Raw genomic sequence first — 13,028 nt, forward strand, 5'->3', positions numbered from 1 at the left:
GAACAGTATTTTTTTATTTAACATCTTTTCTCCATTTCTTTAACTAATATTACCTGCTTCCTGATTATAATTTTCAATGCTATCCTTTAGTTGTTGCTTTTATAACCGCAGCCTTTATTACGCCTGAATTTACATAACCAGGAATTACCGTTAGGTTATCTGCATTTACCCCTTGGGTTGGCATTATGATAATAGCTGGCGTACCAGTAAAACCTAACTTTCGTGCCAGTTTATCTGTATTATTCATCTCTTCCTCTACATTGAATAAATACTCAGATTTATAACCGACAGATTCTGATACTTTATTGATATCATTAACTGTGAGTAGTCCCTCAATGTGGCCCGTAGAAAAAATACCCATATGCCATGCCAGATATGCATCCGAACCGAGTTGGTTCCAGATATTTAATCCTGTCCGGGCAGCTATAAGAGAGTTTTCCCAGCGCTCTTTAAATATCGGCCACTCTTTATATACTATCCGTATATTAGGATTGTTTTGACGTATTTGTTCAAGCTCATGAGCCATCCGAGAGCAGAAGCTACACTGATAGTCAAAGAAATCAACTATTGTTACTTCTGCTCCAATGGGGCCATACGATGGTGAACTTTTGTCTTGAAGAAGTTGTGCTTCATCTTTAATTACTTCTTTTATCAGATAAGGCCTTGATTTAAGGTATTTTTCCGCCTCCCGCATTATTCTCATATCCTGGTCTGTCACGCCTGATGATTCCAATTGCGTTGTGGTGTTGGCCTGCGCTGAAAGAGTTAATAAATTTAGCAGTACAATACCAAAAAAGGCTTTTATTTTCATTTACATACAAATCCTTTTAAATTTAAAAAAGCTGACTTTAACCAATTTTTTTACTTTTCTAAGCAATTCCTGAACCTGTAATACGTAGTCACAGTGGTCAGGATTATAAAAACAGGAACTTACAGTATCCAAAAGTTCATATGGTACATTTTGTATCCAGCATACTTTTAAGTAAACTCATATTTTTAATCGTTTATCATTTGTTTAATCTTCTGCTTTATAGGGGCTTTGTTGAATAAATGGATTTTATGCTGTGGTACTATGAAAACGGTTGTTTCAGATAACATAAAATCAATGCATTACATGCTTGCGTATGACGGTGTTCTGTCTGGCATCAGCGTTTTCTACCAAAACAGTGCAGACAAAACAGAATGATTACCTATTATTCAACAAAGCCAGTAAAGGTTCATCCTTATTTATCAGACTGTTAAAACATCTGAAGGCGACATACCGGCGTGCAAAAACGATTACGCTCATTGTAGATAACTACATCATCCACAAAAGCCGTGAAACGTTGCGCTGGCTGAAAGCAAACCCAAAGTTCAGGGTCATTTACCAGCCGATTTACTCGCCGTGGGTCAATCATGTCGAACGGTTGTGGCAGGCGCTTCATGAGACAATAACCCGAAATCACCAGTGCAGTTCAATGTGGCAACTGTTGAAAAAGGTCCATCACTTTATGAATACCGTCAGCCCATTCCCCGGGGGAAAACATGGGCTGGCTAAAGTGTAGCGGTATTAGGATCAGTTATTTAGTCGTTCACAGACTTAATCGTCATGCGATCAATGACACCCCGGACGGCGGCATCAAGCTCAGCCTGACAGGCCGCGGAAAGACGAGAGAATTCATAAGTGACAAGACGTTTATCAGCATTAGTTTTTTTTCGGGCGAACTGCTTTTTATCCGTAAACACCGCCAGCTTCTCTGTCACGATTTTTTTGCTGCCCGCAGCTTTGCGGGGTCCTTCGCTTTCAGCACGAAAATAGCTGATTATCCGGTTCTTATAAGCGGGCTCGGTAATATCATGAGAAGCATCCTCTTCCATCCGGCTGCGGACGCAATCAACCAAGACGTCAATTCTAATTTGTCTTGCCCGTGCTTTATCCGTCATCTCCAGCAGGGCCCGGTAGTCACTGATGGAAAGCTCGCTGACAGAGGGAAAAACCGCGATGATTTCATCAGGCACCGCGGCAGCCTGAAAAGCCCGGGTCACCTTGGCGGCAGACAGCCCTTCTGCAGCGGCTATCTCTGACTGATTCATGTCTTCCGGATACATGAGCCTGAGGCGTTTTCCGAGTTCACGCAGTGTATGCTCTTTAGCTGTCTGAATGTCCACGGCCAGTTGTCTGGCATCGGAGAGTGACAACGCATCACGCGTCACCAGCACCTCAAACGCGGTTCCGTTGTAAAGGCAGGCGGCGCGACGTCGTGAACCATCCAGTATCTCAGTTCGACCATTAACCTCACGTCCGATGGCAGGAAAGAACTGCTGAAGCCGAATGGTCCGGGAAATATCACTGACCGATTCGCGCGTCAGAAATGCTTGGTCACGGCCGTTTACCGTAGCATCAACGAACGTCTGCGTTTCGATTTCGTCATGCAGTATCTTGGTCAGGACAAACCGAGCCTGAGCACCGGACTTGAGAGTAAACACACGCTCGCTGTCTGACTCGTTCATCATTTTTGAAAAACTGGAATTACCCAACTGCCGGCCCAGCTTGACCATTTCTTTTTTCATTTCACACCTCTGATGAATTCAATCCTTTTAAACACAGCCTGAGTGAAACGCTCCGCCTCACGCTTCGCTTTCTTTAGCGCCTCGGCGCTTCCCGGATAGGAACTAGGATCGGCACTCACAATGGTGTCAAAGCTCTCGCCGCAGCGTTCAAACCCGTCAAGCCTGGGAAATGTCGCGTCAAGAATGTAAGAAGTAAAAACATCACGGGCGAGGCCGTGTGTCATTTCATGATCCCGCTTCGAGGTCATTTTCGACATAAAGCCAATATTTCCCTTTATCCGCGGCGTGATGCCCTCTTCCTCAAGCTGCTCAATCATTTCAGGCAGCCGCGTGAGGTACTTAAGGGTTGAGTGAAAATCAACCTGTGCGGGCGGTGTGGGCGTGAGCAGCAGGTCACTAGCAGCGAGAGCATTCAACATAAAGGCATCGAGATGAGGACCAGTATCAATAAATATGAAATCGTAATCTGAGCCGACACGATCAATAATCGTCTGGCGCAACACTTCAGAGGGAAGCCGGTCAGGCAAATGCTCTCTGACAAGATCATTCCACTGACTTGCAATAAAACCATCGTCAATAGAAGCAGGAATAACATCAACACCGGTGATAATGGTGGGTTTAATGATGTCCTCTCTGAGCTGGTCAGCATCCAGATCGTTAAGCATTGCCTGTGCAGCAGTTTCCATTATGGAACCTATGCTGTTTTCCTGGCTAAGAAACATAGTACTTGAGGCCTGGGGATCGAGATCAACAACCAGAATACGAAGATCGTGCTGAAGAAGATCCTGATGAACTCGCAGGCCATGCGCCAGAGTCACCGTACTGACGGTTTTCGATACACCGCCTTTAAGGTTCACAACAAAAATAACAAAAGGCCCATCCCCCGCGTGCACATCACGATATTTAGGCACTTTACGGTGAGCATAGATATCGACAACGTCCTGAATGGTCAGGGCGTAATGCCGGGTGTTACCGGCATCTTTTTTACCAAAAACATGTCCCTGCGATTCCATTTCTTCGATAGCTTGCTCAACGGCACGGCGGCTGAGTTTGGGAAGGTTAGCCACGGAATTGCGCGTGAACGTCTGATAGTACTGATCAAGACCAAACTCATTTCTTCTGACTGAAATATCGTCGCTCATGCTGCGCAGCATCGCGCTCGCTCTGCGGGCCGTCTCGTCCACACCACCGTAATGACTTTTCATTTAACCGTTCCGTTGTCAATTTTGAAACTGATTGTACATCTGAAAAAGGTCAGTTCAACTTATTTCGTTAAAACATAAAAGTTTTGTACAAACGGAGAATGTTTCAACTGACAGTTTTATTTAGCCTATCATTCAAAAGTCATCCATGTAAGGAAAAAATTCAAAAAAATTTCATCAGGTGAATACAAGCTGACAAAAACCCACCCTAAATCAATAATGAATCATGCATTTGATTTTATTGATATTTACTCTTCAATTTCAGATTGAAATTCCCATATGTATTGTCTGCAAAGCTCAGTGAAAGGGAATACTACCTCATTTATCATTACTGGGTTCACAGGATTGAGGTTACGTTAATTATTCAGATAAAGATGTGTGCTGAAGGGATGTTATATCCCCTTCCTCAAACATGTGCGCTATAGGAGTGATGGATAAGTAATGAACAAATATGTGTCTTGGCGGGGAACCTGTTTTGTATACATGATCAGACAGAATGACCAGTATCCTTTTTTTTAAGGGTATCGATACAGCCGGAACTAATCAGGCCTAGACAACAGACATATGGCAGGGCAAACCATTTCTTAACCAACAAGCTGGATATGTGTGCTAGCGGGGTGGTTCTGCTCTCTGCGCTAAAATACGTGACTACATGTCCCACGGATATATTCCTGAAATTATGTGCGCTGATGGGGGACAGGCGAAGTAATCAAATGCTTGATGTGTGCTGACGGGTTTAGCACACCCAAACGTGTGTGCTGGAGGGCACTTCACATGCATTATCATCACAATTATATGTGTGCTGGCAGGCTGCTGATAACTGAGACTTGTCCTGAAGGAAAATAACTGTGAAGCAACCGGTACTGCTATGTGTGCTGACGGGTAGCAATTGTGTGCTTAAGGTACGAAAATGTGTGCTGGTGGGGGAATCTCCCAGCTGAATGATCGAACATATGTTCTGGCAGGTGCACCGGCTGCGAAGTTGCTTCAGAGCCGGACACTGCCTTGACGAACACGTATTTTTCCCAACAGCAAACATTTAAATGTCGGAAGGTTTCAGCTTAGGGTTACGTTTATGGATGATAACAAAGTTTTCGCGAGCTTTACGAACGAGTGAAAATTCCAGATAACCGATGTTCTGTAACTGCTCAAGCGCCTTTTTGATCGTACGGTTTTGTTCACTGACAGAACTGCTCAGAGAAAGGCGCTCACGCAGTCTTGAGAAACTGACAGGAATCGGGTTGGCAGGAAGACTTTCAATAAAAGTATAGATAGCCTGAGCGGCTTCCTTCTTTGGAAGTGCTTTAATGGCGTGGTGCTGCAAAAGGACTCTGTAGTCTAACTGGAACAACTCCCATAGTTTTTCATCAGCCTCCAGCTGAACAATATCTCTTTGAGCATCAAAATAGCCCGTCTTCAGAAGGCCTGTTTGATAACTTCCCCTCGCATCACTACCGCGCTTAAAAGAGATTGATTTATTGCGTAATTTTCCTAAGGACTCGTGAATAGTAAGCCGCAGACGGGCGTCAATTCGTTTAGCAGAAAATCCACACCCTTTGGCAAACTCAGTAAACTTCAGTTCGATCTTGTTTGATGCCAGACCATATTTACTGAATGCATAAATAACCCCAATCCAGACCTTAAAATCGTTGTCCATATTGAGACGTGGTCCAGAAATGTTAATGTGATCGTATCCCTCAGCCCGTACTATCTCTAACTGAGAGAATAATTCAGATGCATCCACAACATTGTTTTCGCCATGAGACTTCGTGGGTTTAGGTACAAAAACACCGAGGCGCATAAGTGCTACAGGCTGAACGGTGTTGCTGGAATTAACTGTGAGTTGTTTGTCTTTACTGATCATGTCACTGTAAAGTGCATCAACGATAAATGACTCATCTTTCATATAATTATCTCACTTAGTAGTCACAGGATCTTACTGTGAGTAAAGATCACCTCGATCCCAACAGCGCACACATTACATCCCGCCAGCACACATTACCAGCCTACCAGCACACATGTTAATCCCGCCAGCACACATGTTAATCCCACCAGCACACATCTGAAACTGGCTTGAAGTCAGTCACTACAAGGCCTGAGAGATACCGGGATCTATTTGGAACTATAAGGATCTTACTGGAATGTTTATTGGATCGAGCCTGTGCACATGTGGATAAGCGAGCGTCTCTACTAACGCGCCTTCGGCTTGTTCAACTGGCTCAACGAACACAAAAAATTTGTATTCGCTGAGCCAGTTTCTGATGAAAAGCTTCTGTGACGGGTTCACTCAACGAATTTCCACACGTGAGCAGGAACACGGTCATACAGCTTGCCTGTGGCCAGTTCCGCCTTACGGTGATCGTAGGCACGGGTAATTTCATATTGTTACTCTGTGTGATCTGAATACATCAGATGTTCATACACAGTTTCAAGCGTCTCCGCTGAACGACAGCGGAGAAATCTCAAGAGCCAGTCAGTTTTGTTCATTTTTCCCAATGAAATCAATAAACATTAAAACCGGATGGCACGTAAACACATTCAAATCGGCTCTGTCAGCACCTTTCCTTGGTTATGTATATTTCCTACTGCATTATCTATTTTATGCCAATCAAAATCGCTTTCTGGAAGAGCGCACTTATGCGCTGTTTCGCTGGCTCTTGCTGAACTGGTGTCTTCGCTCAGCCATTCTCTTACGCTATCAGGCTGCATTACCAGCGACAGCCTGTCATGGATATCGACCATTCCCTTATTACTTTGGGCCGTCACAATGACAAATCCCTCATGGCCATGGTCCTGACCAAATGGTGCTTTGCCAATCGCCGCGAAGAAAAGCGGCTGTCGTGAGCAGTGGAAGGGCTTTGTTGAATAATAGGTAATCATTCTGTTTTGTCTGCACTGTTTTGGTAGAAAACGCTGATGCCAGACAGAACACCGTCATACGCAAGCATGTAACGCATTGATTTTATGTTATCTGAAACAACCGTTTTCATAGTACCACAGCATAAAATCCATTTATTCAACAAAGCCCAGTGGAAGATAAAATACGGCTGTTTGCCTTCATCCGTCAGGGCTCCCTCAAACCAGCCATTTGCCGGCACGACAGCCCTGCCGTGCTGCCACAGCGGCCTGAACATTTTGCCGGAGGCAACCGTTTCCCCTCTGGAGTTAATCAGCATGGCTTTGTGCCACCAGTCCGGCTTGTAGCCCCAGAATACCGGCTCAAAATGAAGCTGCCCTTCCCGCTAATTCAGCAGCATCACGCGCGTTCCGGGCGCAATGTTGTACCGCCCCAAGGGTTCTCTGTCGAAAGGCAGTTCTTCCGGTAAGATACCTGCGGCTTCAAAATGCTCGTCTCTGCAGCTGTAATGCGCAAACCGTCCAAACATAACGACCTCCATCGTTATGAATAAGGATAGTGCGGTATACTGATTTCAGGAGGAGTTACCATGTCACATAATCTGGCCGCCAGAGAAAAGGCCGAACGGGATAAAATTAATGTGGACCTAGCCGCGTCAGGGGTCGCTTACCGGGAGAGACTTAATCTGCCGGTCATTCCTGCCCAGGTAGAGCATCAGCAGCCTGAAGAACTGAGAGACTACTTTAGAGAGCGGCTGACCATGATTCTGCCCTCCTGTTCCAGCAGCCGGCGGCAGCCTTGATAGATGACCTGCCCAAATACCTGCTAGCAGCGCGGGCATAAAGCCGCCCGCGATCCCGGAAAAACGCCCGCCGGCGTCGTGCCTCACCTGCTGGTTTCGCTGTCCGATCCCCAATATATCGCCCAGATGGAGATGATGGTTGACAAGCTGCGCATCCCTGCAGAGCGCTGGAGTCCGGACAAAGGCCGCATGTAAAAAGTCAGCTGTGGAACGTCACCGGCCACACCGTACGGACCTGGAGCGGGAAAGCTATCAGTGCGGCGGCGGCCGACGGCGCGTCGTTTTCCGTGCTGGTAAACCCACGCAGCTTAAGGCACAGCTACGCCGCACATGCTGTAGCTGGTATCCACCCAAAGGCGCAGCAGAGCATGCTGGGGTACAAAAGCTTCAAGTCGACGGAGGCCTACACGAAGGTGTTTGCGCTGGACGTGGTGATACTGAGAAAAGAATGACGGTAGGTATACCCTAAATGCCCTTATTACTGAGGCAGACAGCTGAAAGCTTTAAATTTTTGTGAGAACTCTGAGCATGTCCGGAAAAACAGGCCCGGCAGCTGCTGGCCTGGAAGGCCTGTTTGAAAAAAACATAGATTGTTGCCTGCTCAGGTTTTTAAATTCAGCGCCGATATATATCTGTCATTTACTGACGAATTAAAACCCGGACCCATTCAAAATTAAGGAAAAATTTTATGGCCGTGATTAACACAAACATACTTATCCCTGATAACCCAGAATAACCTGTCCAGAGCACAGAACGCGCTGGGTACGGCGATTGAACACCTGTCCTCCGGACTGCGCATCAACGGCGCGAAAGACGATGCGGCGGGCCAGGCGATTGCCAACCGCTTTACCTCGAAAATTAACGGCCTGAACGTGGCCTCCCGCAACGCCAACGACGGTATTTCACTGGCGCAGACGGCAGAAGGTGCCCTGACTGAAGTGAACAACAACCTGCAGCGTGTCCGTGACCTGACCGTTCAGGCGCAGAACAGCTCAAACTCAGCGTCAGATATCGACTCTATTCAGGCTGAGGTTAACCTGCGTATGCAGGAAATTGACCGCGTTACGAAGCAGACCGATTTTAACGGCATTAAAGTCCTGAATACCGGTTCCGGCAGCACCACCTATAATTTCCAGATTGGCGCGAATGACGGGGACACTGTCGGTATTACTGTGACTGCGAGCGACAGTTTCAACCTGGCTGGCGCCGCACAGTCCGGCACCACCCAGAACACCGCCTCTTCGTCAGGTCAGAGTGTCAACGGTATCTCCCGTAGTACCTCCGCCATTGGTTTCGACGTGTTAAAAGGCGTGGTTACCGGGGGAAGCGGTGGAACGGCATCCAGCACCACCCCCCTGGCCGACATTGACAAAGCAATCAGGGTTGTCGAGGCTTTGTTGAATAATAGGTAATCATTCTGTTTTGTCTGCACTGTTTTGGTAGAAAACGCTGATGCCAGACAGAACACCGTCATACGCAAGCATGTAACGCATTGATTTTATGTTATCTGAAACAACCGTTTTCATAGTACCACAGCATAAAATCCATTTATTCAACAAAGCCTTGAGGATGTCGACAGTCAGCGCAGCCTGCTCGGGGCATCCCAGAACCGGTTTGAGTCGATAATCAGCAGCAACAATAACACCGTGGCCAACCTGACCGCTGCACGTAGCCGTATTCAAGATGCGGATTACGCGACGGAAGTGTCGAACATGTCACGCGCGCAAATCCTGCAGCAGGCCGCTGCATCTGTACTGGTGCAGGCTAACCAGATCCCGCAGACGATGCTCTCCCTTTTGCGTTAAGCATTCAGTGCACGGAGTGGATAAGCACAGGGCCGGTAAGAGAGTTTCTGACGGCCCTGTTTAAAAATATCCGTTGCTTGCGCCAGTGCAGCAATTAATCCCTTAAGGCAGGGAACCTGCCATAAATTGCTATACTGCCGATTCCGGCATATTCGCTTATTCTCCGTAAAGCTATCTTTATCCTGAAAATTTTCGCTGACCATGTTGCGGATTTTCTGCTATCCCTCTTTTTTCTCTGAGCTTCCTGTCAGGGAGGTAAACACGGAGTGAATCGACATATTTATAGACCAGACAACATCGTTTAGACCGGATTTAACATCAGGCCCTGACAGGATGATTGTGGCTCTTAAAAAAACAGTAGAATGGTCGGTGAACGGAATTAACAACACAGCGAGGCTGTAAAAACGAAAAATAGCATTCAAAAATTTAACACTCAAACAAAAAATTTAACATTTAACATTTAACATTTAACGCAATATTTAAACCGTGGTATTCAACTGGGGCTGGCTGGTTAATGAATCATGTTCAGGGTTTTTCATTTTAAAGGGGCGAATAACGTGATTAAAAAATTTGATTTTAAAATAAAATGATGACATTCAATGTCTTAATAATTTTATACCCATGCTTAAATTGTCAAAACTAATTGTTAAATTAATAATTAATAGGATTTATCTATCATTTTTGCAATATTGATCTCCGTTGAGGCTTTGTTGAATAAATGGATTTTATGCTGTGGTACTATGAAAACGGTTGTTTCAGATAACATAAAATCAATGCATTACATGCTTGCGTATGACGGTGTTCTGTCTGGCATCAGCGTTTTCTACCAAAACAGTGCAGACAAAACAGAATGATTACCTATTATTCAACAAAGCCCGACGGTACAGAACAGGCCCGCTCCTGCCCCCGGGAAAAATACCCGTCTTTCTGTGCCTGAACAGGCGCATTATCTGGCTGTGGAGAAACTCCGGCAGGAAAGCGGTCTTGAGATACTATCAAAATACGAATTCCCTGAAGGAAGTCAGCTTTACACGGAAGGAACCTTTGCCATGTCAGTCAGCGATACCGGTAGATTCCCCGAGTGGTCTAAAAGTTTTAAAAAATTAGAAGCTAATGATTATGTTTCACCTTACACAGAAAGCAAAATTATTGATAATGGGCTGCAAGGGTTTAATGGAAAAAGTGATTATTTTTATAGAGTAGATAACTCCCCACCAGAAACAGTATTAAAAAATGGGTTTAAAGCATCAAAAGATTATACTGCAATATGGCTTTGTTGAATAATAGGTAATCATTCTGTTTTGTCTGCACTGTTTTGGTAGAAAACGCTGATGCCAGACAGAACACCGTCATACGCAAGCATGTAATGCATTGATTTTATGTTATCTGAAACAACCGTTTTCATAGTACCACAGCATAAAATCCATTTATTCAACAAAGCCGGTGTATCATTAAAAGATAATTTTTATAAGAATGAAAAAGGACTGAATGATTTTTTGGGAGAACCATTAGATAAAAAACACTCCACCTTAGAGTCTCTTGCTGAGGATACCAATGGTGCTATCTATCTTGATGAAGTCCATTTAAGAAAGGAAACCATTAGGCCAAGCGCAATAAGCATCGTTCCCGCTCATGAAATTAGTGGAGATTTATCGCCAGGGCCATGGCAAAAATATTTATAATATAGTGCGTATGGGACTTTACAGAGTCACAATTATCATTGTGACTCTGGTTTTCTGGTTGAGAACCCAGATCAGTTAATGTTGAAAAGCACAAAAAATAGCCTTAACTTACAATAAGTTTCGATATCCAAACTGCCCCTAATCAGAATGCCGCTTAAGCGGCATGGAGGCGCCAGAAATCGTTCAGGACGGCGCTGAGGCCGTGAGCCCGGCGGAGCCGGTTACGTTATGAAAGGTTCTGCCTGTCGGTCACTTCGCCCTGCAAAGCCAAACCCGCTTTCCGCCACACGAAAGTCACTGTACGCCGTCGGAGTGGCCACGACAAGGCGTAAGCCGCAGTCGGGGCGTATCTCCGCGTCAGCGGGCCGCGAGGGCCGCTTAGGGGCGTGTTCACTGTACCCTGAAGCGATACTACCCACAGCAACACCAGAGCCATTAGTTACAACACCCATTAATCAGCAACTGCAGTTCCGGCCCTTCGGGCCGGGCGGCGGCGGCTGGTCAGTGGGGGCGATGGGTTATCAGGTCCGGCTCCGGTCTCTGCCCGGAGGGGCACTCAGGGTGCAGGACTGCGCCGGTGCTGTTTACAGTGAATGAATGTATGCTGTAACTAAAATGGCTGGTTTCGGGGCCCGCGTCAGCGGGAGCTACCTAAAAATATCTCAGCCGCATTATATTTCACACGAATAAAGGCTTTGTTGAATAATAGGTAATCATTCTGTTTTGTCTGCACTGTTTTGGTAGAAAACGCTGATGCCAGACAGAACACCGTCATACGCAAGCATGTAACGCATTGATTTTATGTTATCTGAAACAACCGTTTTCATAGTACCACAGCATAAAATCCATTTATTCAACAAAGCCCTCCTGACCCCTGCGAAATCCCTGTCGCCCGTAAGCGGCCCGCCGACTCAACTAATTGGATACATTACCAAAATTTGCAATGGCTCTCGGTATTTACATTTTGTAAACAAAATAATCACACTATGGTTACCTTTCGTGGTGTACATTAATGTCAGTTTTTAATTTTTAATCCGGCGGAGCTTACTCATTATGCCCTTTATAGTAATCTCTCTCTTCACTATTTATTTTATGTGCGGTACCTTCCTACTTGCAGCAATCAAAGGGGGGCTTGAATTGCCAGCAGCGCTACCTGTAAGTGGATTGTTTAGTATTTTCCTTGAATTATTCTTTTATGAAGACCAGAAAGCAGCTGAATTGAAAGCCAATCTCAATAATATATCTTATGCATGGTGCTAATTTGTTGAAGAGATATCAAGCAAATCTTACAGAAGACGATAGTCTTCATATGCTCTTTTCAAGAGAGACTGAAAAAACTTACCGATACACATAAACATGGAATTCACTGGGAGTGGAGTGGTCTGCTTAAAAATAAGTCAAGAAGTGCTACGATACTCAGAATTGTTAGAATTAGCAAAACTTGACGTTGGGTAAATAGCTTGGGGTATAGATAATAAAGTGGCAATGGTCGCAGAGGATAAACATCTTACTATTGCAGCTGGAAAGAAAATTAGCACAAGCCTACGTGAAACTATATGTGTACAACAACACTTAATCTAAGTCACGACAGGTCTATACAGTATATGGTACGTTTTACATGGCTAATACTTTTTGAAAGAAAAGTTTTTTTTATTATTTCGCTGGCTTCTTTTTTGTTTGTTTTAACGTGCATCAGTGAATCAGTTTTACGGACAACTTCCAAGAATCTTTCAGCCTTAACCATGCATGAGAAGCGTTGGCCGATGGTGCAGGACATCAATCACATTACGCAGATGCAGCTGTTTGGCATCAAAGCAACACCGGCAATCAAACCCAGTGGTAACGACAAGCCAGTAGCTTGCCGCATCGCTGAACCGGATACATTCTATTTCACTGTACCGAGAGCAGAGAGCATTGCCAGAGTACGCGCAGTGGTAATAAGTACACAGGTACGTTTTTCAGTCGTCGTCATCGACATTTCTGGACATCAGCAGTTATTTAGCCAAGGTGACACTTTTAACAGCAGTGGTGAAAAAATTGTTAGGATCCTCTCGGATCGGGTGATAATCAGAAAAGATGGTCACTGCACTGCGTTAATTTTTGTCGAGTGAATTCAATACATAAGCTCAG

General features: G+C 45.2%; 8 protein-coding genes and 4 pseudogenes. 6 read left to right on the plus strand and 6 right to left on the minus strand.

Translation table 11 applies throughout. The features are described 5' to 3' along the window. Positions 1 to 79: 79 nt before the first annotated feature. Entirely contained in the window at positions 80 to 811 is a 732-nt protein-coding gene (locus tag F7Q90_RS07940) for a DsbA family protein (protein WP_052310164.1), read from the minus strand. Positions 812 to 1,208: 397 nt separating this feature from the next. Between F7Q90_RS07940 and F7Q90_RS07945 the strand changes: the two are divergent. Next, positions 1,209 to 1,544 (plus strand): annotated as a pseudogene (locus F7Q90_RS07945) (transposase); the annotation flags it as partial. A gap of 19 nt (positions 1,545 to 1,563) precedes the next feature. Here the strand turns inward: F7Q90_RS07945 and F7Q90_RS07950 are convergent. From F7Q90_RS07950 to F7Q90_RS27825, 5 genes and pseudogenes are all read right to left on the minus strand, one after another. After that, positions 1,564 to 2,550 carry a ParB/RepB/Spo0J family partition protein gene (locus F7Q90_RS07950; RefSeq protein ID WP_006122183.1) on the minus strand — a complete coding sequence of 329 codons (987 nt, stop codon included), beginning with the start codon at positions 2,548 to 2,550 and terminating at the stop codon, positions 1,564 to 1,566. After that, positions 2,547 to 3,755: an AAA family ATPase gene (locus F7Q90_RS07955; protein WP_082999279.1), complete on the minus strand. Its 1,209-nt coding sequence runs from the start codon at positions 3,753 to 3,755 to the stop codon at positions 2,547 to 2,549. The genes F7Q90_RS07950 and F7Q90_RS07955 overlap by 4 nt, the downstream gene beginning before the upstream one ends. A gap of 1,036 nt (positions 3,756 to 4,791) precedes the next feature. Next, entirely contained in the window at positions 4,792 to 5,658 is an 867-nt protein-coding gene (locus F7Q90_RS07960) for a RepB family plasmid replication initiator protein (protein WP_006122185.1), read from the minus strand. A 377-nt stretch (positions 5,659 to 6,035) separates the two neighbouring features. Continuing rightward, a pseudogene (locus F7Q90_RS07965) lies at positions 6,036 to 6,239 on the minus strand (Hha/YmoA family nucleoid-associated regulatory protein). Between the two features lie 51 nt (positions 6,240 to 6,290). Continuing rightward, a pseudogene (locus F7Q90_RS27825) lies at positions 6,291 to 7,138 on the minus strand (SOS response-associated peptidase family protein). Between the two features lie 60 nt (positions 7,139 to 7,198). Here F7Q90_RS27825 and F7Q90_RS07980 point away from each other — a divergent pair. From F7Q90_RS07980 to F7Q90_RS08015, 5 genes and pseudogenes are all read left to right on the plus strand, one after another. Further along, positions 7,199 to 7,411, plus strand: coding sequence for a DNA polymerase III subunit theta (locus F7Q90_RS07980; RefSeq protein ID WP_006122186.1), 213 nt, complete (start codon positions 7,199 to 7,201; stop codon positions 7,409 to 7,411). A gap of 688 nt (positions 7,412 to 8,099) precedes the next feature. Next, a pseudogene (locus F7Q90_RS27610) lies at positions 8,100 to 9,216 on the plus strand (FliC/FljB family flagellin). A 929-nt stretch (positions 9,217 to 10,145) separates the two neighbouring features. Next, positions 10,146 to 10,496, plus strand: a complete 351-nt coding sequence (locus tag F7Q90_RS07995; RefSeq protein WP_141119413.1) for a hypothetical protein — start codon at positions 10,146 to 10,148, stop codon at positions 10,494 to 10,496. 99 nt (positions 10,497 to 10,595) lie between these two features. After that, the gene (locus F7Q90_RS08000; RefSeq protein ID WP_141119414.1) at positions 10,596 to 10,898 is read left to right on the plus strand and encodes a hypothetical protein; all 303 of its coding nucleotides are present in this window, start codon (positions 10,596 to 10,598) and stop codon (positions 10,896 to 10,898) included. A gap of 1,604 nt (positions 10,899 to 12,502) precedes the next feature. Further along, positions 12,503 to 13,009 carry a type II secretion system protein N gene (locus F7Q90_RS08015; RefSeq protein WP_167387071.1) on the plus strand — a complete coding sequence of 169 codons (507 nt, stop codon included), beginning with the start codon at positions 12,503 to 12,505 and terminating at the stop codon, positions 13,007 to 13,009. The last annotated feature ends 19 nt before the right edge of the window (positions 13,010 to 13,028 follow it).

Origin of the sequence: Pantoea stewartii subsp. stewartii (assembly GCF_008801695.1) — a bacterium.
Lineage (GTDB): Bacteria > Pseudomonadota > Gammaproteobacteria > Enterobacterales > Enterobacteriaceae > Pantoea > Pantoea stewartii.

Bases quoted from the DNA above. Each gene is read 5' to 3' on its own strand.
- F7Q90_RS07940 (WP_052310164.1), bottom strand. From the start codon at position 811: ATGAAAATAAAAGCCTTTTTTGGTATTGTACTGCTAAATTTATTAACT.
- F7Q90_RS07950 (WP_006122183.1), bottom strand. From the start codon at position 2,550: ATGAAAAAAGAAATGGTCAAGCTGGGCCGGCAGTTGGGTAATTCCAGT.
- F7Q90_RS07955 (WP_082999279.1), bottom strand. From the start codon at position 3,755: ATGAAAAGTCATTACGGTGGTGTGGACGAGACGGCCCGCAGAGCGAGC.
- F7Q90_RS07960 (WP_006122185.1), bottom strand. From the start codon at position 5,658: ATGAAAGATGAGTCATTTATCGTTGATGCACTTTACAGTGACATGATC.
- F7Q90_RS07980 (WP_006122186.1), top strand. From the start codon at position 7,199: ATGTCACATAATCTGGCCGCCAGAGAAAAGGCCGAACGGGATAAAATT.
- F7Q90_RS08000 (WP_141119414.1), top strand. From the start codon at position 10,596: ATGTTATCTGAAACAACCGTTTTCATAGTACCACAGCATAAAATCCAT.
- F7Q90_RS08015 (WP_167387071.1), top strand. From the start codon at position 12,503: ATGGTACGTTTTACATGGCTAATACTTTTTGAAAGAAAAGTTTTTTTT.